Source organism: Aureimonas sp. AU4, assembly GCF_001463765.1.
Lineage (GTDB): Bacteria > Pseudomonadota > Alphaproteobacteria > Rhizobiales > Rhizobiaceae > Aureimonas.
This window is the reverse complement of sequence record NZ_BBWK01000006.1, coordinates 1-21188: the sequence shown is the minus strand read 5'-3', so window position 1 is coordinate 21188 and position 21188 is coordinate 1. Positions and strand designations below refer to the sequence as shown.

Below are 21188 nucleotides of genomic sequence, written 5' to 3'. Positions count from 1 at the left end.
CGGCGAGACATGGAGCAGATCAAAAAAAAGGCTGCGGAGAAGGGGTTAGGCCCACATTCCGCGCCGGATCGAGGGGTCGTCTAGCATAGCGTTTTCAGGACGACAACCGGCGCAAACCCGGCGGAGCGCCATATTGCGCCGCCGTTTGCGCCCCCTCCCCCAAACCCGTCAGATCAGGCCGAGAACCGGGGCCAGACAGCCGGCCGCGAGCGCCAAATTGATGAGGAGCCAGAGCCAGTTGCCGAGCGTCGAGGCATCGTCGGAGAGAATCGACACCAGCCGTCCGAAGGCCGTCAGCAGCCAGCCCGCGCCCAGCGCCATCTGCATGAACGGTTGGTCGTAGAAGAAGAACGCCGCCAGACCCATGCCGAGCGGGAAGCCGGCGAGCGTGGCCCGAATCTCGGAAAGGCCGGCGCGGCGCGTGTTCAGCGTGTCGAGGCCCGCCATCCGCAGGAAGAGACGCGGCGCGAACAGCGCATAGAGTCCGTAGCCGATGCTGAAGCACGCGACCAGAAACGGCAGAAGATCGGTCGTGGTCTGTGGGAAGGTGATCTGCATCGGGTCTCCGGGGACGGCGATTCGCGGCGGGGATGGCTTATCGGCTCCTGCCGGAGCGCCAAGCCTGTGTCACGAAATCGTGCGAGCGGCCAGTCGCATCACAGGAAGCTCTGCGGGTCGATGTCGATCTGCACATGCACCGAGCCGCGCGGCCGGGGCGCGCGGGCGGTCATCTCGCGCAGATAGGCCTGGAGCGGGGCCCGCCGGGGTCCCTGAACGAGAAGGCGGAAGCGGTGGCGCCCGCGCAGGAGCGCCAGCGGCGCCTCGGCGGGGCCGAGCACCTCGAGGTCATCGTCCTCGGGCGCGGCGCGGCGCAGCTCGCGCCCATGTTCCTCTGCCTCGCGCCGCGTGTCGGCCGAGACGATGATCGCCGCCAGCCGCCCGAACGGTGGCAGTCCCGCGCGCTCGCGCTCCAGCGACTCGCGCCGGTAGAAGGCTTCCGGCTCGCCCGCCTGAATCGCCTGCATCACCGGATGCTCGGGCGCGAAGGTCTGAATGAGCCCCCGGCTCTTCAGACCTGTGCGGCCCGCGCGGCCTGTCACCTGATGAAGAAGCTGGAAGGTCCGCTCGGCCGCGCGCGGATCGCCGTTGGCGAGCCCGAGGTCGGCGTCCACCGCGCCGACCAGGGTCATCAGCGGGAAGTGGTGCCCCTTGGCGACGAGCTGCGTGCCGATCACGATGTCGGCCTCGCCGTCGGCGACCGCATCGAGCTCCTGGCGCAGGCGCCGCGCGCCGCCCGGCAGGTCGGAGGAGAGGAGAATCGTGCGCGCGTCGGGAAAGGCCTCGACCATCTCCTCGGCCAGACGCTCGACGCCGGGGCCGCAGGGCACGAGGTGATCCAGCGTCCCGCATTCCGGGCAGGCTTCGGGCCGCCGCTCGGCATGGCCGCAATGGTGGCACTGGAGTGTGCCGCGCAGGCGGTGTTCCACCAGCCAGCTCGAGCATTGCGGGCAGCCGAAGCGGTGGCCGCAGACGCGGCAGAGCGTGAGCGGCGCGTAGCCGCGCCGGTTGAGGAAGAGAAGCGCCTGCTCGCCTCGCGCCACCGTCTCCTCGATCGCCGTCAGCAGCACCGGCGAGACGAAGCGCCCACGGGCCGGCGGATGGCGCCGCATGTCGACAAGCTCGAGCCGGGGCAGGACGGCGTCCGCGAAGCGGCTGGCCAGGAGATGGCGCGTGTAGCGTCCGGCTTCCGCGTTGACGCGGCTTTCCAGCGAGGGCGTGGCGGAAGCCAGCACCACGGGCGCCGCGCCGATCTGCCCACGCACCACCGCCATGTCGCGCGCGTGGTAGAAGGTGCGGTCCTCCTGCTTGTAGGCAGGGTCGTGCTCCTCGTCGACGACGATGAGCTGGAGATTCGAGAAGGGAAGGAACAGCGCCGAGCGGGCGCCCGCGACCACGCGCACGCGCCCTTCCGCCACCTGCCGCCAGACGCGCTCGCGCGTGCGGGGCGCGACATCCGAGTGCCACTGCGCGGGCTCGGCGCCGAAGCGCTGGTGGAAGCGGTCGATGAAGCTCTGGGTCAGAGCGATCTCGGGCAGGAGGATCAGGACCTGCCCGCCCGCATCGAGCGCCCGCGCGACGGCCTCGAAATAGACCTCGGTCTTGCCGGAGCCCGTGACGCCCTCGAGAAGGCTCACCGAGAAGCCTTGGCCGATGCGTTCCGCGAGCCGCTCCGCGACCGCGCCCTGTTCGGCGTTGAGGGCCGCGCGCGCAGCGCCCGTATCGGGCGGCGCGACGACCGGATGGGACGGCAGCCAGACCGGCTCCAGCACGCCCTGCCGCACCAGCCCGTCCACCACCGAAAGCGACACGCCGGCCGCGCGCGCGAGCCCGCCGCGCGTCCACTCGCCGGGATGGGCGGCGGTCTCGATCAGGCGCGCGCGCGCCGGCGTCGGGCGGTCGGGCCGAGCATCGGTCAGCCGCAACCCCTCGGCAGCGGGCTCGGGATCGAAGGCGGCGGGCGCGCGCAGCACCATGCGCGCGACGAGCCCCGGCGGCGACAGCGTGTAGTCCGCCACCCAGTCCACGAAGCGGCGCGTGGCTGGGCTGAGCGGCGGGCAATCGAAGCGACGGGTGATCGACCGCAGCTTGCGCGGGTCCACCGGATCGGTCGGCGCGTCCCATACGACGCCCGCCACCTGCCGCGGCCCCAGCGGCACCTGCACGATGGTGCCGGGCTCGACGTCCATCCCCTCCGGCACGCGGTAGGAATAGGGCCGCTCGGCCGGCAGCGGCACGAGCACCGGCACCACCCGTTCCTCCAGGGTGCCGAACAGCGTTTCGGTCGGGCGGGTGTCGGGCAAGGCGTCGGCGTCGTGCGGAAACAGGGTGTCGGGCTGGTGGGCCTGGCCCTCATATCGTCGCTCCGGGGGCCCGATGGAAGGGCCATCGGTGCCCTTTGCATCAGGCGGACGAGGCGTCCGCGTCTTGTTTCGCGCCCGCCGGCGACCTATCAGAAGGCCCATGGACGCTTGGCAGGCGGCGGACCGAGTCACGACCGACCCTCGGCCCGCCTGGCGCCGTTCCACCCTTCGATCCGAGGAGCCATCGCATGAAATTCTTTGTCGATACCGCCGACGTCGCCGAGATTCGCGAGCTGCAGGAGGCCGGGCTCATCGATGGCGTCACCACCAACCCCTCGCTGGTGCTCAAGGCCAACCGCCCGATCAAGGAACTCCTGAAGGAGATCTGCGACGTCACCGACGGCCCGGTGTCGGGCGAGGTCGCCTCGATCGAATTCGACGGCATGATGCGCGAGGGCAAGATCCTGTCCGAGATCGCGCCCAACATCGTCATCAAGCTGCCGCTGACGCTGGACGGCCTGAAGGCCTGCAAAAAGTTCACCGAGCAGGGTCTCAAGACCAACGTCACGCTCTGCTTCTCGGCGAACCAGGCGCTGCTCGCGGCCAAGGCCGGCGCGACCTATATCTCGCCCTTCGTCGGCCGCCTCGACGACACCAACATCGACGGCATGGAGTTGATCGCCGACATCCGTCGCATCTACGACAACTACGACTTCGAGACGCAGATCCTGGCGGCCTCGATCCGCACGGCCAACCACGTGCGCGAGGCAGCCCTGCTCGGCGCCGATGTCGCGACCGTGCCGCCCGCGACGCTCAAGGCCCTGGTCAAGCACCCCCTCACCGACAACGGCCTCAAAGCCTTCGTCGCCGACTGGGAAAAGACCGGCCAGACCATCGCGTAAGGCGAAGTCCGAGACGGAATCAAAAAAGGGGCGTCCCACGAGGGACGCCCCTTTTTCATGCGCGGCGCACCGTCTCAGGCGTGTTGGAAGTGGCTTTCCAGGAAGTAGAGCGAGGTCGAAAGACCCCGGCCCACCTCGGTCAGGAGATCGGCGGTCAGGTCGTCGCCCGCCTCGTCGGCCTCGGAGATGCCCTCGCGCACCGCCGTCGACCACTTGGCGTAGTTGTCGGCGAGGCGCTTCAGGTGGCCGTCGCTGTCGACGAGATCCAGGGGATAGGGCTCGAGGACCGAGATCTCGGTTGCCGCCTGAACGGTGCCGCGCGCCTGGCCGCCAAGGCCCGTCAGGCGCTCGGCGATGAGGTCGACATATTCCTCGGCCTGCTCGTGCAGCTCGTCGAAGAGCTTGTGCACGGCGATGAAGTTGAAGCCCTTGACGTTCCAGTGGGCCTGCTTGGCCGCGTAGGAGAGGTCGATCGCGGTGCCGAGATGCTTCTGCAGAAGCTCCACCATGGAGGCCCGCAGGTTCTCGTTCATGGTGTTCTTGGTGGGGTGCAGGAAGGGCTTGGGATTCTTGGCCATCGGGGCCTCCTGGTCGAAGACAGCGTTCGGGAGGCACCAGGCCTCCCGCATCGCCGCATCAACCGCGCCGCGCGCGATGGGTTCCGCGCGACGCTCCGTCGTCCACAGCCGTCAGACGCGGCGCTCGACCATCATCTTCTTGATCTCGGCGATGGCCTTGGCCGGGTTGAGGCCCTTGGGGCAGGCCTGCGTGCAGTTCATGATCGTGTGGCAGCGGTAGAGGCGGAACGGGTCCTCGAGCTGGTCGAGGCGGTCGCCGGTCGCCTCGTCTCGGCTGTCGATCAGCCAGCGATAGGCCTGGAGCAGGACGGCCGGGCCGAGATAACGGTCGCCGTTCCACCAGTAGCTCGGGCACGAGGTCTGGCAGCAGAAGCACAGGATGCACTCGTAGAGCCCGTCGAGCTTCTCGCGGTCGGCATGGCTCTGGCGCCACTCCTTCTCGGGCTCGGGCGTCTCGGTCTTCAGCCAGGGCTCGATCGAGCGCAGCTGCGCATAGGGCACGGAAAGGTCGGGCACGAGGTCCTTGACCACCGGCATGTGCGGCAGCGGGTAGACGCGCACCGCGCCCTTCACCTCGTCCATGCCCTTGGTGCAGGCGAGCGTGTTGGAGCCGTCGATGTTCATGGCGCAGGAGCCGCAGATGCCCTCGCGGCAGGAGCGGCGCAGCGTCAGCGTCGAGTCGACGTTGTTCTTGATCCAGAGCAGGCCGTCGAGGACCATCGGGCCGCAATCGTCGGTGTCGACGTAGAACGTGTCCACCACGGGGTTGGCGTCGTCGTCGGGCGACCAGCGGTAGATGCCGAACTCGCGGACGTTCTTGGCGCCCTCGGGCTTGGGCCAGGTCTTGCCCTTGCCGATCACCGAGTTCTTGGGAAGGGTGAGTTCGACCATGGTTGCCTGCTTTCGGGTAAGCCGTTCTTTGGAATGGGGCTAAACATACCTCACGACGCGGCGCAACACGCGCGAGGTCGCAGCCCCGGCTCAAATCGATTGAGGCGGGCGAACGCCACCCGGTGGAACCCGGGTCAGGGCTGGACGATCACTGGAAAGCGGCCGAAGCGTTCGGGCTTGCCGACCTCGTCCGCGATCTCCGCCTCGACCGCCGCGCGTGTGCCGGGCGAGATCAGCCCCGCCGCCTCGGCATGTTCGGCGGCACGCGCCAGCGTGTCGCTCAGGGTCGTCGGAACCCCGTTCGCCTCGATGCGCCGCAGCTCCAATTCCACCCGCCCGTCGCGCATCGCGGCCGGGCGCACGTCATGGAGGTGGACGGCGAGGACGCGCCCGGGATGGCGCTCCACGGCGGCGGCATAGACGCTCGCGTCCTTCTGCCCGGAATCGCCGATCAGGACGAAGGGCAGGCCAGGGTACGCCGACATCACCCGGTCGATCATCCCGTCCTTGTGGCCGCGATGGCGCCGCAGGAGCCAGCCCACCGCGTCGTCCGAGAGCGAGCGCAGGAACATCGGCCCGACCGGAATGCCGCGCAGGAGCAGGAAGCGCTCGTAGATGTCGGCCAGATTCCACGGACTGGAGGAGACGTAGAAGACCGGGTTCGTTTCCGGCCCGTCCGCGCCCTCGCACAAGGCCCGGTAGAAGCGCGGCACGCCCGGAAAGGGCAGGCGCGCCTCGGGCGAGTTGGCGGTGGCGATGCGCCAGTGGCGCAGCATCTTGAAGGCGCCGGTGTGGATGATCGTGTCGTCGATGTCGGAGATGACGCCGAAGCGGGCCCGGGGCGAGACCAGGCGCGCGCGGCCCAGCGTCGTGACCGGCTCGAAGCTGTATCCCTTGGCGTGTTCCAGCGTCACGTCGACGTCGGCCCAGGGCCCCTCGCCCGGCCACGGCGCCTCGATGCGGAAGTAGCCGTCGAGCTTGGAGCGCACCGTGCCCGAGACGCCCGCCCCTCGGAACGACAGGACGGCGCCGCCGATCTCGTCGGTCTCGTAGCGCTTGAAGGTGCGCCAGAGGTTGCGCCAGACCGAGTTGGAATGAGGCACGTCGAAGACGCCCTCGTCCTCCAGGACGCGGCCGAGAAGGTGCAGCCGGCCGTCCGCGACATAACCGGGATAGACCTTGAGCGTCGGCTGGTCGGCAAGACCCAGCCGCTGCTTGACGGCGAAGCGAAAAGCGCGGGAGCGCCGGAGAAGTGAGCGGCCGAGCGCGCGCGACGCATCCAGGATCATGACGCTTGCGAGATAGCACAAGCCACGCGTCCGGAAAGGCATTCCCTGCGAAGCGACATACCGGGCGACCCGTCCGGACGAGGACCGTGTGGACACGAAAAAGGGCTCCCGAACCGTCGGGAGCCCTCCTGATCCACCAGGCGCCAGTGCGCCGCCGTCTGCGCGGTCTGGTGGCCGTCAGTACACGCGCTTCTTGGGCTCGATGTACTCGATCTCGTTCGACATCGTGTAGGTGTGGACCGGGCGGTCCTCCAGCGTCACGGTCTTGGCGGCCGTGTCGCAGAACGAGAGCGTGTGCTTCATCCAGTCGCGGTCGTTGCGGTCCGGGAAGTCCTCGCGGGCATGGGCGCCGCGCGACTCGGTGCGAGCGCGCGCCGAGTCCATGGTCACCACGGCCTGACCGATCAGGTTGTCGTATTCCAGCGACTCGATGAGGTCCGTGTTCCAGATCAGCGAGCGGTCGGTGACGCGGATGTCCTCCGAACCCTGCCAGACCTCGTGGATCTTGCGATGGCCCTCTTCCAGGATGTCGCCGGTGCGGAACACGGCGCAGTTCGACTGCATCGTGCGCTGCATGCGGTCGCGAAGCTCGGCCGTGGGCGTGCCGCCGGAGGCGTGGCGGAAGCGGTCGAGGCGCGCGAGAGAGTTGTCGCCGGCGTTGGCGGGAAGCGGCGCCTGGCTCTCGCCGGCCGAGACCGTCTCGGCGCAGCGCAGCGCCGCCGCGCGCCCGAAGACCACGAGATCGATCAGCGAGTTCGAGCCGAGACGGTTCGCGCCGTGGACCGACACGCAGGCCGCCTCGCCCACCGCCATCAGGCCCGGCACCACGGAGTCCGGGTCGCCGTTCTTCTTGGTCAGCACCTCGCCGTGGTAGTTCGTCGGGATGCCGCCCATGTTGTAGTGGACGGTCGGCAGGACCGGGATCGGCTCCTTGGTCACGTCGACGCCCGCGAAGATGCGCGCCGACTCCGAGATGCCCGGCAGGCGCTCGTGCAGGATCTTCGGGTCGAGATGGTCGAGGTGCAGGAAGATGTGGTCCTTGTTCTTGCCCACGCCCCGGCCTTCGCTGATCTCCATGGTCATGGAGCGCGAGACGACGTCGCGGGAAGCCAGGTCCTTGGCGGACGGGGCGTAGCGCTCCATGAAGCGCTCCCCTTCCGAATTCGTGAGGTAGCCGCCCTCGCCGCGCGCCCCTTCCGTGATCAGGCAGCCCGCGCCGTAGATGCCGGTCGGGTGGAACTGGACGAACTCCATGTCCTGCAGCGGCAGGCCTGCGCGCAGCACCATGGCGTTGCCGTCGCCCGTGCAGGTATGGGCCGAGGTCGCCGAGAAGTAGGCGCGCCCGTAGCCGCCGGTGGCGAGGATCGTCTTCTTGGCGCGGAAGCGGTGGATCGAGCCGTCGTCCATGCACAGGGCGACGACGCCGCGGCAGGCGCCCTCCTCGTCCATGATGAGGTCGATCGCGAAGTATTCGATGAAGAACTCCGAGGCGTGGCGCAGCGACTGGCCGTAGAGCGTGTGGAGGATCGCGTGGCCGGTGCGGTCGGCGGCCGCGCAGGTGCGCTGGGCGGCCGGGCCGTTGCCGAAGTCGGTGGTCATGCCGCCGAAGGGGCGCTGGTAGATCTTGCCGTCCTCGGTGCGCGAGAAGGGCACGCCGAAGTGCTCCAGTTCGTAGACGGCGGCCGGCGCGTTGCGCACGAGATACTCGATGGCGTCCTGGTCGCCCAGCCAGTCCGACCCCTTCACGGTGTCGTACATGTGCCAGCGCCAGTCGTCCTTGCCCATGTTGCCGAGCGAAGCGGCGACGCCGCCTTGCGCCGCCACGGTGTGCGAGCGGGTCGGGAAGACCTTGGTGATGCAGGCGGTCTTGAGGCCGGCCTGTGCCGCGCCGAGCGTGGCGCGCAGGCCCGCGCCCCCGGCGCCCACCACCACGACGTCGAACGTGTGGTCGACGAAGCTGTAGGCGCGTCCGTTGGCGGCGGGGGCGGCGGTGCGGTGGGGCTGGGCGGTGGCCATGGTCAGGCTCCGAGGCTCATCTGGACGATCGCGAAGACGCTGAGCGCGGCGACGAGGATCGCGAAGAAGGTGTTGAGGATGACGAGCGGCACGCGGGCGGCGCCGTGGAAGTAGTCCTCGATGATGGTCTGCATTCCCAGGCGCATGTGGACGGCGGCCGACACCACGACAAGTGCGGTCAAAAGTCCGACGAACGGGTTGCGGAACGAGTTGCGGACGACCTCGTAGGGCTCGTCGTGCAGCGCGATCAGGAGCACCAGGAAGAACGAGATCAGGAAGAGGTTGGCGACGGCGGTGAGGCGCTGCAGCCAGAAGTGTCCCGTGCCCTCGCGGGCCGATCCCAGACCCCGGACGCGGCCGAGCGGCGTTCTCATGTCCATGGGTGTCTTCCTTACAGTACGATGACGAGGAGCCAGAGAAGGACCGTGCCGACCAGCGAGGCGACGAGCGTGCCCACGGCGAACTTGGTGGAGGCCTCCTTGGAGAGGCCCGCGCCCGTGTCCCAGACGAGGTGCCGGATGCCGCCGGCCATGTGGTGAAGGAGCGTCCAGGAATAGGCGAAGAGAACGAGGCGGCCGAGGATCGAGTTGAAGAACCAAGATGCCCAGCTGAAGGCCTCCGGTCCGCTCGCGGCCGCTACCAGCCACCAGACCACCAGGATCGTGCCGACATAGAGCGCGCTGCCCGTGATGCGGTGCAGGATCGACATCGCCATCGTGGGGCGGAAGCGGTACACCGTCAGATGCGGCGACATGGGCCGGGCGGCGGCTCCGCGAACGGTCTTGGCGTCGGACAAGCTGGGCGCTCCTGCGAAGGCTTGGGCGGATCGGGCGATGCGGCCTGCGGCCGGAATGCTTCTAAAAGACCCTCCCAGCCCCGAAATCAAGCGTTCGCGGCTGCGAAACGGCGGCCATCCCGGGCCAAACCGATTGAAAGACGAGAAGGTCGCAGCCGACCGGCGCCCGCTAGCGGTCGCCGAAACGGATCACGTAGCTCGACCAATCCGCCGGCTCGGCCACCTTCTCGTAGAGGTGGCGGCCGGAGCCGCCGTGACGCGGCGCGTGGAGCACGAGGCGCGACCATCCCCGCGCGTCGCCCTCGTCGGCCAGAAGGTCGACCATCGCCTTGGCGATACCCTTCCGCCGATGGGCCGGCTCCACGTAGACGTGGTCGGCGAGCCCCGACCGCATTCCGGTCCAGGGATCGGGCAGGTCGTAGAACAGGAGGAAGCCGACTAGGGCGCCGTCGAGGCGGGCGCCCAGCACCTCGCCGGTGCGGTCCTGCAGGAGCTGCTCGGCGTAGAAGGCGTCGGGCGCGCCGGGCGCGCCCCGGAACATCGCCTGGTTGTAGGCCGACAGAAGCGGCGCGAGATCGTGCGCATCGCGCAGGCGAAGCTTCTCGATCTGGATGTCGGGCGCGGCTGGGGGGAGGCTCATGCGGGCCATCTGCCCCCCATGCCTCCGGTCGTCAAGATCCGGCCGACCGCTCCCGCATCTTGACGTAGCGCAAGCTTTATCGCCAGGGTGGTGTCGCCGAATCCCAAGCAACAGGACTTCATGCAAGCCGACATCCTGGCCTGGACGGTTCCGCTTGTTCTGGGCGGGTTTTCGCTCCTCTTCGCCTTCATCTACCGCCGGGTCGGAACGGCGGCCCACGCGGCCGCCGGATACGGCGTCCTGGCGCTCGCCTTCGCGCTCGACATCCCACAGATGCCCGAGCATCCCGTCGCCAAGGCCCTGACCGGCGACGGGCTCTACATCTCGGGAACGGCCCTCCTGACGGTGGCGGTGGCGCGGCGCTACGGCCGGCCCGCCCACGGGCTCGGCCTTGCCGTCTTCTGCGTCGCCGCGCTCGGCGTGGTGGCGCTCGCGCTTCTCGGCCCGCTCGGCGTGTGGGGCGAGCTCCTCGTCAGCCATCTGGCCTGCGGCCTGCTTCTCCTCTTCGCCGCGACGCGGGTGGACGGGCGCGTCGGACGGCACGGCGTCGACATCGCCCTGTTCCTCCTGATGGCGCTCAGCGCCCTCACCATGGGGCTGCTCGCCGTCTCGATCGCGGTGACGCCGCGCGGCGCGCTGACCTTCGCCTCCTGGCGCACCTCGGACGCCGCCTTCGCGCTGCAGCTCGCCTCGACGCTGCTCGGCAGCGCGTTCGCGGTCACGCTCCTTCTGGCGGAAGGTCTCGACCTCGTGTCGAAGCTGTCGCGCGATGCGGCGAGCGACCCGCTGACGGGGCTCCTCAACCGACGCGGCCTGGAGGAGGCGGTGGCGGGAACGGTCCGGCTCCTGGGCGAAACGCGCGACGCGGTGGTCGTGATCGACCTCGACCACTTCAAGGGCGTCAACGACCGCTTCGGGCACGCGGCGGGCGACGGCGTGCTGGCGGGACTGGCGGAAATCCTGCGCTGCTCGATTGGCGAGCGCATGGTGGCCGCGCGCCTCGGCGGCGAGGAGTTCGCGGTTCTGTGCTTCAACACGCCGCTCGGCGAGGCGACGGCGCTGGCCGAGCGGCTGCGCCGCTCGATCGAGATGACGCGCTGGCCCGAGCCGCTCGCGGACCAGACCCTGACCGCGAGCGTCGGCGTCGTGGAGATCCTGGAAGGCGAGCGGCTGGCCGACGCGATCCATCGCGCCGACCGGCATCTCTATGTCGCCAAGGCGTCGGGCCGGAACCGGGTCGTCTCGACCCTTCGCGACGTGTCCACCGACGCGGCACACCGGCGTTCGGCGCGGGTGGCCTGAGGCCGCGCCCGCGCCGGCACGATCAGCGCCGCCAGGTGCGGATGTCGACGAAGCGCCCCTCCACGGCCGCCGCCGCCGCCATGGCGGGCGAGACGAGGTGGGTGCGCCCCTTGAAGCCCTGCCGGCCCTCGAAGTTGCGGTTCGAGGTCGAGGCGCAGCGCTCGAAGGGCTTCAGCCGGTCCTCGTTCATTCCGAGGCACATGGAACAGCCCGGCTCGCGCCAGTCGAAGCCCGCCTCGAGGAACACCTTGTCGAGCCCCTCGGCCTCGGCCTGCGCCTTCACGAGGCCCGAGCCCGGCACGATCATGGCCGACACGCCGTCGGCGACCTTGCGCCCTTCCACCACCTCGGCGACCGCGCGCAGATCCTCGATGCGCCCGTTGGTGCAGGAGCCGATGAAGACGCGGTCGACCGCAAGGTCGGTGATCCTGATTCCCGGCTCCAGGCCCATGTAGTCCAGCGCGCGGCGCTTGGTCTGGCGCTTGGCCTCGTCGGGAATGGCGTCCGGGTCGGGCACGACGCCGTCCACCGAGACGACGTCCTCCGGGCTCGAGCCCCAGGAGACGATGGGCGGCAGGTTCGCCGCGTCGAGCCGCACGACCTTGTCGAAATGGGCGCCCTCGTCGGTCTGGAGCGTGCGCCAGTAGCGCACCGCCATGTCGTAGGCCTCGCCCTTGGGCGCGCGCGGCTTGTCCTCGATGTAGCGGAAGGTCGTGTCGTCGGGCGCGATGATGCCGGCCCGCGCGCCGCCCTCGATCGACATGTTGCAGATCGTCATGCGCCCCTCCATCGAGAGGGCGCGGATCGCCTCGCCGGCGTATTCGATCACGTAGCCCGTGCCGCCCGCCGTGCCGATCTCGCCGATGATGGCCAGGATGATGTCCTTGGCGGTGACGCCCGGCGGCAGCTGCCCGTCGACCTGGACGAGCATGTTCTTGGCCTTCTGCTGGATCAGCGTCTGGGTGGCGAGCACGTGCTCGACCTCCGAGGTGCCGATGCCGTGGGCGAGCGCGCCGAAGGCGCCGTGGGTCGAGGTGTGGCTGTCGCCGCACACGATCGTCATGCCCGGCAGCGTGAAGCCCTGCTCGGGTCCGATGATGTGGACGATGCCCTGGCGGCGGTCCACCTCGTTGAAGTACTCGACGCCGAACTCGGCCGCGTTCCTCGCGAGCGCCTCGACCTGGATGCGGCTCTCCTCGTTGTGGATGCCGCCGCGCCGGTCGTAGGTCGGCACGTTGTGGTCCACCACCGCCAGCGTGCGCTCCGGCGAGCGCAGGCGCCGGCCGGCGACGCGCAGACCCTCGAAGGCCTGCGGGCTCGTCACCTCGTGGACGAGGTGGCGGTCGATGTAGAGGAGGCTCTCTCCCCCGTCGCCCACCGAGACGACGTGGTCGTCCCAGATCTTGTCGTAGAGGGTACGCGGCTTGGCGTTATCGGTCATGGACGATCCTGCGGAAACAAGCGTCGCCGGCTCGGAGCACGGGGACGGGACAGACGGGAGGCAAGAAGCGGACGCCGCTGGGCGCCGGTGTCGTCAGCGCGGAAGGTGGACGCGCGAGATCTGCCGGTAGAAGAAGCGGCCTGGCATGCGCGCGCGGTCCTCCACCGGGGAGAACCCCAGCGTGGTCGGCAGCAGGCAAGGCTGTCTGGCGCTTGGCATGGTTCCAAAATACGCCCGCCCGCCGGGCTTGGCAACGGTCTGGGCCTCAGCGCCTCGCCCGCAGACGTCTCTCCAGGGCGCGCACGCCCAGCGACAGCGTCACCGTCATCAGGAGGTAGAGGTAGGCGACCACCGAATAGGTCTCCATGAAGCGGAAGGAGCCCGCCGCGAAGACCTTGCCCATCTGCGTGATGTCGGCGACGCCGAGCACGGAGACCAGCGAGGAGTCCTTGACCATCGCGACGAGGTCGTTTCCGAGCGGCGGCAGGACGGTGCGGATCGCCTGGGGCAGGACGACATGGCGCATGCGCTGCCAGCGGCTGAGGCCGAGCGCCTCGGCCGCCTCGACCTGACCCTGCGGCACCGCCTCGATGCCGGCACGCACGATCTCGGCCACGAAGGCGGAATAGGCGACCACCAGCGCGATCACCGCGCGCGCGAGAAGCGACACGTCGCGCACCTGGAGCTCGCCCGCGAGCCCGATCACCCGCAACGGGGCGGCGATCCCGTTCCAGGCCGAGACGAGAAGCGGCATGGCGGCAAACGCGATCCAGAACAGGAGCACCAGCACCGGAACGCCCCGGATGACCTCCACATAGAAACGCGCCGCATTGCGGGCGATGCGGCTGCGCGAGCGCCCGGCGAGAGCCACCAGAAGGCCGAGCGCCAGCGCCCCCGCGAAGGCCATGGCGGTCACGAGGACCGTCGTGACGACGCCGGCCGAGAGGATGGAAAGGATCTGGCGGTAGGCCGGGTCGAACGCGATGGCGAGCGCCACGCCGAGCGCGAGGGCGGCGAGCGCCACCAGCCACCAGGGAAAGTCCGGCGCGCCGAAGCCCCGGGCGGCGCGCCCGGCGGGAGACGGGGTCAAGCCGCTACTGGCCGAGCTTGTAGTCGAGGAACCACTTCTTCGTCAGCGCGGCGAGCGTCCCGTCGCTCTTCAGGGCGGCGATGCCCGCGTTGAGGGGCGCGACGAGATCCGAGCCCTTGGGGAAGGTGAAGCCGAAGTCCTCGGTGCCGAGCGGCTGGCCGACGACCTTCAGCGCCCCGTCCGACATGCGAACATAGCCCTCGCCCGCCGTCCCGTCGGTCAGCACGAGATCGACGTCGCCCGAGCGCAGGGCCTGGACCTGCGCGCCGAAGGTCTCGAAGAGCTTGATGCGCGGGTTCTGCTCGTTGCCGTCGAGCACCTCGTAGACCGCCGTGTAGAAGGGCGTGGTGCCCGCCTGCGCGCCGACCAGCCCGCCCTCGAAGGCCTTGAACGAGGCGGCGTCCTGAAAGCGCGTCTCGTCGCCCCGCACCAGCATGACCATCTGCGAGCGCATGTAGGGATCGGAGAAGTCCACCTTCTCGCGCCGGTCGTCGCGGATCGTGATGCCGGTCATGCCCATGTCGAACTGACCGGCCGACACGGCCCCGATCATCGCGTCCCAGGAGGAGTTGCCGTAGGCCGGCCTGAAGTTGAGGCGCCTGGCCAGTTCGGCCACCGCGTCGTACTCCCAGCCGATCGCCTGCCCGCTCGACGGGTCCACGAACTGGAGCGGCGGATAGGCGTTCTCGGTGACGATCCGCACCTCGCGCCCGCCGAGATCGGGCAGCGGCGCCTGCGCGAAGGCCGCGCCGGCCATGGCGGCAAGGGGCAGCGCGAGCGCGAGGCGGAGCGTCTGGCGGCGATTCATGGGACGGGGGCGTTCCTGCGAGGATGGGAGATGGGCGAGCGTCTCACGCCGGACGGCGGCTTGCCAAGGCATGGATCGCCGTTTGCGGGGCCCTGCCTCAGACCTTCAGGCCCACCGCCTCCTGCTCCTTGTTCATCGCCTCGGCGGCCGTGGTCTCGGGCACCGCGGCGGTCTGGCGCGAATAGCGCTGTGCGAGCGTCGCGCAGGCGAAAAGCTGGATCTGGTGGAACAGCATGAGCGGCAGCACGATCAGCGCCAGCGCGTGGCCGGGAAACAGGATGCCGGCCATGGGAATGCCGGTCGCCATCGACTTCTTGGAGCCGCAGAAGACGATCGCGATCTCGTCCGGCTTGGAGAAGCCGAAGATGCGCGCGGCGGCCGTGGTGAAGGCCAGCACGATCGCGAGGATCACGATGTCGAAGGCGACGACGGTCGCAAGGTCGCCGAACTCGAGCTGCGACCAGACGCCCGCCACCATGCCCTCGCTGAAGGCGGCGTAGACCACGAGCAGGATCGAGCCCCGGTCCACGACCTGCGTCAGCTTCTTGTGGCGGCCGAGCCAGCCGCCGATCAGCGGGCGGAAGAGCTGGCCGAGCGCGAAGGGCACGAGGATCTGGACGGCGATCTTGGTGATGGCGTCGAACGAGAAGCCGCCGCCCTGCGCATGGGCGAGGAGGAGCACCAGCGCCGGGGTCACGAGGACGCCGAGAAGGTTCGAGACCGAGGCGCTGGTGAGCGCCGCCGGAACGTTGCCGCCCGCGATCGAGGTGAAGGCGATGGACGACTGCACGGTCGAGGGCAGGAGCGTGACGAACAGAATGCCGAAGGCGAGCTCGGCTGGCAGAACGGCATCGGCGATCGGCGCGGCGACGAGGCCGATCAGCGGAAACAGGAGAAAGGTCGACAGGAAGACGAGCCCCTGCAGCCGCCAATGGAGAAGGCCCGCCCAGACCGCCTGCGGCGAGATGCGCGCGCCGTAGAGGAAGAAGAGGAGCGCGATCGCCCCGAACACAACCCAGTCGAAGGCCTCCGCGACCTGCCCGCGCGCGGGAAGAAAGGCGGCGAGCGCGATCGTCGCGATCATCATCAGAAGAAAGCGGTCGACGGGAAGGCGGTTGATGGCGGAGCGGATCGACATGGGAAAGCGGCCGGATGGTTCGCGAGACTGACGGGTACGGTTGGGGGGATATACCTCCCGGGCGCCCTTGACCACCCGCGAGCCTTGTCATCGGGCGATGGGCAGACCCGCGCGCAGCGGATCGCTAGCCCGGGCGGGTCGCGCCGATCGAGAAGGCGAGCGGCGGGGCCGCGATGCCCGGCGGCAGGCGAAAGAGATCGACACCGTCCTCGATCATGCCCTCGAAGGCCCGCCAGGCGATGCGGTCGTGCTCGCGGAGGAAGTCGAGCCGCAGGCCCGCCTCCAGGACCGCGCCGACCACCGAGCCGAGAGGATGGATCCACTCGTAGTTGCGCGTCGCCGAAAGCGAGCGCTCGTCGCCCGTGTAGGTCTGCGCCTCGTCGAAGGCGAGCGGCTCGTCCGTTGCGCCCGCATGAGGGAACTCGAAGGCCAGCCGTCCCCCCTGCAGCTCGCACTGGTTCATCTGCGGGTGACCCTCGAGCAGGTAGAGACGACCGCCCGGCCGCAGAAGCGCGGCGACGGTGCGCGCCCATAGACGGATGTCGGCAAGCCAGTTGATCGCGCCCCAGGTCACGAAGGCGAGATCGAAGCTCCCGCGCCCCAGGAGGTCCGGCGCCTCTTCAACGCGGCCCACCACGAAGCGGGCGCTCGTCCCGGCGTGCCGTGCGAAATCATCGGCCGCCGCGATCGCGACCGGCGAGAAGTCGAGCCCGGCGACCGAGCGCGCGCCCAGGTGCTTCAGCGATAATGTATCGAGCCCGATGTGGCACTGGAGATGGACGGCATCGAGGCCGGCTATGTCGCCGATCTCGCGCTCCTCGATCTCGTGCAGCGACGAGCCGCCGGCCAGGACCTGCGCGATCCGGTAGGACCCGGTCGTATCGGTGGAATGCAGCGCGGCGCGCTCGTTCCAGTTCAGGAGGTTGGCTTGGCTGTAGCGGTCCATTCGCGGTCTCCCTGAAACGAAAAAGGCGTCCCGATCTCTCGGAACGCCTCGTCATCACGGTCCCGCGTTGCAGGACGATGTCGTCGCCGACCTTACTCGGCGGCTTCCTTGGCCGCAGCCTTCGCGGCGTCCTTGGCGGCGTCGGCCTTGGCGCGCTCCTCGGCGGCCACCTGGCGGGCGTCGTCGTTGAGCTTGCGCGAGCGGGCGTTGGTCGCCTCGACGATACGGGCCGACTTACCGCGACGGTCGCGCAGGTAGTAGAGCTTGGCGCGGCGCACGCGGCCGCGGCGCACGACCTCGACCGACTCCAGCATCGGCGAGTAGACCGGGAACACGCGCTCGACGCCCTCGCCGTAGCTGATCTTGCGAACCGTGAAGTTCTCCTGGATGCCGCCGCCCGAGCGCGCGATGCAGACGCCCTCGTAGGCCTGGACGCGGGTGCGCGTGCCTTCCGTGACGCGCACGTTCACGCGCAGCGTGTCGCCGGGCGAGAAGGTCGGCAGCGTGCGGATGGCCGCGATGCGCGCTTCTTCCTGCGCATTGAGTTCGGCGATGATGTCCATGGCGTCAGCCTCGGTTCGTTGCATGCCGGCGGGGCCGGTCATGGCCGTGAGTCACGGTCAAGTTGTTTTGAGGTTCGAGGCGGCTCCCTTACACGCATCCCCATGGCTTGTCGAGACGGCGCGCGGGCCTCGCTTTCGCTGCCCCTCTCCATCGCGTAAGGGCGGGTCCCGCCCCGTCCTCGGCCACGGCTTCCATGACCCCATCGATCGCGATCCTCCTGTTCCTGGCCGGCTTCCTCGGCGGCGCGATCAACGCGGTGGCGGGCGGCGGCACCTTCCTGACCTTCGGCGCGATGACGCTCGCGGGCGTTCCGCCGATCTCGGCCAACGCCACCTCCTCGGTCGTGCAGTTGCCGGGCTACATCACCTCGACCCTCGCCTACTGGAGCGACATCCGGCGCATGGGACGCGGGGCGCTCGTGCTCTGTGCCGCCTCGATCCTCGGCTCGTTCGGGGGCGCGCTGCTTCTCCTGTCGCTCGACAACCCGCGCTTCCAGTCGCTCGTGCCCTGGCTGTTGGCGGCCGCCACCGCGCTGTTTGCCGCCGGCCCGTGGCTGAAGCCCAAGCCCCGCCACGCGGCGGAGGCGATGCAAAGCAAGGGGGTGGCGCCCGGCCTCCTGCAGTTCCCGACCGCCGTCTACGGCGGCTTCTTCGGGGCGGGCATGGGCATCATGATGCTGGCGACGCTGGGCCTGACGCAGGGTGGCGACTACCATCGCCTCAACGCGCTCAAGAACCTTCTGGCGACCGTGATCGCGCTGGTCGCGATCTTCGTCTTCGTGTCGGGCGGCGTCGTCGCCTGGGCGGAGGTTCTGGCGATGGCGCCGGGCGTGGCGCTCGGCGGCTATGCCGGCGTCTGGATCGCCCGTCGCGTGCCGCAGACCGCCGTCCGCCTCGTGGTGATCGCGGTGGGCCTCGCGCTCGCGGTCTACTATTTCTAGCGCAACGGCGGCGCCTGAGATCGCTGGCATCCGGCGCCCCGCTTTGCCATATGCGCTCTGACCCTTCTCCTACGGCCGGCCCATGAGCACAGACGTCCCCTTCGCCCGCATGAACGGGCTCGGCAACCAGATCCTGGTGGCGGACCTGCGCGGGCGCGCGGACCGCATCACGCCCGACGCCGCGCGGGCGCTCGACGCCGACCCCGCCACGCGCTTCGACCAGATCATGGCGATCCACGATCCGCGCATCGAGGGCACCTTTGCCCATGTGCGCATCCTCAACAGCGACGGGTCGGAGGCGGGCGCCTGCGGCAACGGCACGCGCTGCGTCGTGCAGGCGCTCAGCTCCGAGACGGGCCTGTCCGACTTCGTGTTCGAGACGCGCGGCGGCATCGTGGAGGCGCGCGAGCGCCCCGACGGGCTCGTCACGGTGGACATGGGAGGCCCACGCTTCGGCTGGGCCGACATTCCGCTTGCCGAGCCGTTCCACGACACGCGCGCCATCGAGCTCCAGATCGGGCCGATCGACGCGCCGGTGCTTCACTCGCCCTCCGCCGTCTCGATGGGCAACCCGCACGCCGTGTTCTGGGTCGACGACGTCGACGCCCACGCGCTGGAGCGCTTCGGGCCGATCCTCGAGAACCATCCGATCTTTCCCGACCGTGCCAACATCACGCTCGCGCAGGTGCTGAGCCGCACGCATCTTCGCATCCGCACCTGGGAGCGCGGCGCTGGCCTCACGCTCGCCTGCGGCACGGCGGCCTGCGCGGCCGCCGTCTCGGCCGCCCGCACGCGGCGCACCGAGCGGGCGCTGACCGTCACGGTGCCGGGCGGCGATCTCCGGATCGACTGGCGCACCGAGGACGACCACGTCCTGATGACCGGCCCCGCCCAATGGGAATGGTCCGGCCGGCTCGATCCCCTGACCGGCGCCTTCACGCGCGACGCGCCGGCATGAGCGAGAGCGCCCCCGTCGAGGTCCACGACTTCGGCTGCCGCTTGAACACGCTGGAAGGCGAGGTCATCCGCCGCGCCGCGCAAGGCGCATCCGCCGAGCCGCTGGTGGTCGTGAACACCTGCGCGGTCACGGCCGAGGCCGTACGACAGGCGCGCCAGAGCGTGCGCCGACTGCGTCGCCTGCACCCCGAGGCGCGGCTCGTCGTGACGGGCTGCGCGGCACAGACGGAAGGGGCGAGCTTCGCCGCCATGCCCGAGGTCGACGCCGTGGTGGGCAACGAGGCCAAGCTGCGGGCCGAGACCTGGGCAAGGCTCTCGGACTTCGGCGCGAGCGAGAAGTTGCGCATCGACGATCTGGCGAGCGTCCGCGAGACCGCCGGCCACATGGTCGAGGCAATCGAAAACCGGGCGCGCGCCATTCTCCAGATCCAGAACGGCTGCGACCATCGCTGCACCTTCTGCATCATTCCCTTCGGCCGGGGACCCTCGCGCTCGGTGCCGGCAGGCGAGATCGTGCGTCAGGCGCGCCGCATCGCTGAGGGCGGCACGCCCGAGATCGTCCTGACCGGCGTCGACCTGACGAGCTGGGGCGCCGACCTGCCGGGCGCGCCGAAGCTCGGCGCCCTCGTCGGGCAGATCCTGCGCCTCGTGCCGGAGCTTCCCCGTCTGCGCCTCTCCTCGATCGACCAGATCGAGGCCGATCCGCTTCTCGTGGAGCTGATCTGCGGCGAGCCGCGCGTGATGCCCCACCTCCACCTCTCGCTGCAGTCCGGCGACGACATGGTGCTGAAGCGCATGAAGCGGCGGCACACGCGCGACGACGCGCTGCGCTTCTGCCGCGACGTTCTGGCCAAGCGTCCCGAGATCGTGATCGGCGCCGATCTCATCGCGGGCTTCCCGACCGAGACCGAGGCGATGGCCGAGGCGACCGAGCGCTTCGTCACGGAAGCGGGCCTGACGCGACTTCACGTCTTTCCCTATTCGGCGCGGCCCGGTACGCCGGCCGCGCGGATGCCTCCGGTGCCGGGGCCGGCGATTCGCGAGCGGGCTGCGCGGCTGCGCGCGCTCGGCGCGGCGGCCGAGTGGCGCCACGCGGCCAGCCTCGACGGCGCCTGTCGGCCGGTGCTCGTCGAGCGCGGCGGGCGCGGGCGCTGCCCCGACTTCACCAGCGTCCAGATCGCCGCCGGGCTCCCCGGGACGGTCGTGGACGCTACCTTGAGCCTTCAAAGCGGCGGCGAGCTTCGCGCCGCGCCCCTCTCGGCCGCTTCCGGCCCCCTGATCGGACCTTGACGTCATGAGCGAACAAAAGGGCTTCTTCCGCCGCATCTTCTCCTTCGGGGCGAAGGAGGAGGAGCGCGTGTCGCCCGGAAGCGACCTGCCGCGCGTCAACGACACGACCGCCAAGCGCGACGGCGCCCTCGACCCCGAGATCCACCAGCCGGCGGCGGCCGCCACCAATGCCGACGCCGAGGCGGGCGCCGACGCCTCCGCGCCCGTCACCGGCGGCATCACGCCGCTCGCTCCCCGGTCGCCGAGCGACACGACGGAAAAAAAAACTCTGAACTAGGGGAAGTCGCCTCTGTCGAGCCCTCCGACGGGGGCGATTCCACCGCGTTTCTCGACGAGCCGCTTCCGCCCGATGCCGAGCCGGCCGGCGACTTCTCCTGGCTCGACGAGCCGGGCCTTTCGCCCGAGCGCGAGGCCGACGACCGGCCGGTGGGCGACGCCCCGGCCTTCGACGGCTTCCCCGCCGACGAGGCGGCGCCCGCGCTGCCCGCGCAGACCGAGGTCGAGCGCACGCTGGCCGAGAACGACGGCGGCGTCGCGATCGAACCCGAGCCCGAACCGGCAGCGGCCCCCGCGCGAGCCGACCACGACGAGTTCGCCTGGCTCGACGCGCCGCTGCCTCCTGAGGAGCCGCAGGCGGCCCCGTCCGCGCCGGGCTCGGATGCGCCGGACCGCGTCGACGTCGCGCTGTCGCCCGTGGCGGGTGGCCCGCTCGACGGGATACCGGGCCTTGCCCCGATCC

21 protein-coding genes and 1 pseudogene are annotated in these 21188 nt (G+C 70.0%); 7 read left to right on the top strand and 15 right to left on the bottom strand.

Annotation, left to right across the window (positions count from 1 at the left end; all coding sequences use genetic code 11):
• Nucleotides 1–168: 168 nt before the first annotated feature.
• Together AUL35_RS02685 and AUL35_RS02680 are read right to left on the bottom strand one after the other, a co-directional pair.
• Nucleotides 169–558, bottom strand: a complete 390-nt coding sequence (locus AUL35_RS02685; RefSeq protein WP_062011751.1) for a DUF4345 family protein — start codon at nt 556–558, stop codon at nt 169–171.
• A gap of 98 nt (nt 559–656) precedes the next feature.
• On the bottom strand, nt 657–2861 hold the full coding sequence (locus tag AUL35_RS02680) for a primosomal protein N' (protein ID WP_244493649.1): 2205 nt from the start codon (nt 2859–2861) through the stop codon (nt 657–659).
• A 248-nt stretch (nt 2862–3109) separates the two neighbouring features.
• On the opposite strand from AUL35_RS02680, the gene fsa reads away from it, so the two are divergent.
• Nucleotides 3110–3763 carry a fructose-6-phosphate aldolase gene (gene fsa, locus AUL35_RS02675; protein ID WP_062011748.1) on the top strand — a complete coding sequence of 218 codons (654 nt, stop codon included), beginning with the start codon at nt 3110–3112 and terminating at the stop codon, nt 3761–3763.
• Nucleotides 3764–3837: 74 nt separating this feature from the next.
• Here the strand turns inward: fsa and dps are convergent, their stop codons facing one another.
• The 7 genes from dps to AUL35_RS02640 form a co-directional block, all read right to left on the bottom strand.
• On the bottom strand, nt 3838–4341 hold the full coding sequence (gene dps / locus AUL35_RS02670; protein WP_062012050.1) for a DNA starvation/stationary phase protection protein Dps: 504 nt from the start codon (nt 4339–4341) through the stop codon (nt 3838–3840).
• A 111-nt stretch (nt 4342–4452) separates the two neighbouring features.
• Entirely contained in the window at nt 4453–5232 is a 780-nt protein-coding gene (locus AUL35_RS02665) for a succinate dehydrogenase iron-sulfur subunit (protein WP_062011746.1), read from the bottom strand.
• Nucleotides 5233–5366: 134 nt separating this feature from the next.
• Nucleotides 5367–6542, bottom strand: a complete 1176-nt coding sequence (locus tag AUL35_RS02660; RefSeq protein WP_062011744.1) for an App1 family protein — start codon at nt 6540–6542, stop codon at nt 5367–5369.
• A 156-nt stretch (nt 6543–6698) separates the two neighbouring features.
• Nucleotides 6699–8537, bottom strand: coding sequence for a succinate dehydrogenase flavoprotein subunit (sdhA, locus tag AUL35_RS02655; RefSeq protein WP_062011742.1), 1839 nt, complete (start codon nt 8535–8537; stop codon nt 6699–6701).
• A gap of 2 nt (nt 8538–8539) precedes the next feature.
• The gene (sdhD, locus tag AUL35_RS02650; RefSeq protein ID WP_062011740.1) at nt 8540–8917 is read right to left on the bottom strand and encodes a succinate dehydrogenase, hydrophobic membrane anchor protein; all 378 of its coding nucleotides are present in this window, start codon (nt 8915–8917) and stop codon (nt 8540–8542) included.
• An 11-nt stretch (nt 8918–8928) separates the two neighbouring features.
• Nucleotides 8929–9291 (bottom strand): succinate dehydrogenase, cytochrome b556 subunit, encoded by a 363-nt coding sequence (gene sdhC, locus AUL35_RS02645; RefSeq protein WP_062012048.1) that lies wholly within the window; start codon nt 9289–9291, stop codon nt 8929–8931.
• Nucleotides 9292–9502: 211 nt separating this feature from the next.
• A complete protein-coding gene (locus AUL35_RS02640; protein WP_062012046.1) occupies nt 9503–9973 on the bottom strand; it encodes a GNAT family N-acetyltransferase in 471 nt (156 codons plus the stop codon).
• A gap of 120 nt (nt 9974–10093) precedes the next feature.
• Between AUL35_RS02640 and AUL35_RS02635 the strand changes: the two genes are divergently transcribed.
• Nucleotides 10094–11275, top strand: a complete 1182-nt coding sequence (locus tag AUL35_RS02635) for a diguanylate cyclase (RefSeq protein WP_062011738.1) — start codon at nt 10094–10096, stop codon at nt 11273–11275.
• Nucleotides 11276–11297: 22 nt separating this feature from the next.
• On the opposite strand, the gene leuC is transcribed toward AUL35_RS02635, so the two are convergent.
• From leuC to rplS, 6 genes are all read right to left on the bottom strand, one after another.
• A complete protein-coding gene (gene leuC / locus AUL35_RS02630; protein WP_062011736.1) occupies nt 11298–12716 on the bottom strand; it encodes a 3-isopropylmalate dehydratase large subunit in 1419 nt (472 codons plus the stop codon).
• A 265-nt stretch (nt 12717–12981) separates the two neighbouring features.
• Nucleotides 12982–13806 (bottom strand): amino acid ABC transporter permease, encoded by an 825-nt coding sequence (locus AUL35_RS02625; RefSeq protein ID WP_062011734.1) that lies wholly within the window; start codon nt 13804–13806, stop codon nt 12982–12984.
• A 4-nt stretch (nt 13807–13810) separates the two neighbouring features.
• Nucleotides 13811–14614: a transporter substrate-binding domain-containing protein gene (locus AUL35_RS02620; RefSeq protein WP_062011733.1), complete on the bottom strand. Its 804-nt coding sequence runs from the start codon at nt 14612–14614 to the stop codon at nt 13811–13813.
• A 97-nt stretch (nt 14615–14711) separates the two neighbouring features.
• The gene (locus tag AUL35_RS02615; protein WP_062011731.1) at nt 14712–15752 is read right to left on the bottom strand and encodes a bile acid:sodium symporter family protein; all 1041 of its coding nucleotides are present in this window, start codon (nt 15750–15752) and stop codon (nt 14712–14714) included.
• Nucleotides 15753–15876: 124 nt separating this feature from the next.
• Complete coding sequence (locus AUL35_RS02610) at nt 15877–16698, bottom strand: bifunctional 2-polyprenyl-6-hydroxyphenol methylase/3-demethylubiquinol 3-O-methyltransferase UbiG (protein ID WP_062011729.1); 822 nt, start codon at nt 16696–16698, stop codon at nt 15877–15879.
• 92 nt (nt 16699–16790) lie between these two features.
• The gene (rplS, locus tag AUL35_RS02605; protein WP_062011727.1) at nt 16791–17261 is read right to left on the bottom strand and encodes a 50S ribosomal protein L19; all 471 of its coding nucleotides are present in this window, start codon (nt 17259–17261) and stop codon (nt 16791–16793) included.
• Nucleotides 17262–17455: 194 nt separating this feature from the next.
• Here rplS and AUL35_RS02600 point away from each other — a divergent pair, with 194 nt between their 5' ends.
• The 5 genes and pseudogenes from AUL35_RS02600 to AUL35_RS02580 form a co-directional block, all read left to right on the top strand.
• A complete protein-coding gene (locus AUL35_RS02600) occupies nt 17456–18202 on the top strand; it encodes a sulfite exporter TauE/SafE family protein (protein WP_062011725.1) in 747 nt (248 codons plus the stop codon).
• Between the two features lie 82 nt (nt 18203–18284).
• Nucleotides 18285–19160: a diaminopimelate epimerase gene (gene dapF / locus AUL35_RS02595; RefSeq protein ID WP_062011723.1), complete on the top strand. Its 876-nt coding sequence runs from the start codon at nt 18285–18287 to the stop codon at nt 19158–19160.
• Nucleotides 19157–20449, top strand: coding sequence for a tRNA (N(6)-L-threonylcarbamoyladenosine(37)-C(2))-methylthiotransferase MtaB (mtaB, locus tag AUL35_RS02590; RefSeq protein WP_244493648.1), 1293 nt, complete (start codon nt 19157–19159; stop codon nt 20447–20449). Before dapF ends, mtaB begins: the two co-directional genes overlap by 4 nt.
• Nucleotides 20450–20453: 4 nt before the next feature.
• The gene (locus tag AUL35_RS02585) at nt 20454–20726 is read left to right on the top strand and encodes a hypothetical protein (protein ID WP_062011719.1); all 273 of its coding nucleotides are present in this window, start codon (nt 20454–20456) and stop codon (nt 20724–20726) included.
• A gap of 149 nt (nt 20727–20875) precedes the next feature.
• Nucleotides 20876–21188: pseudogene (locus AUL35_RS02580) on the top strand (signal recognition particle-docking protein FtsY); the annotation flags it as partial.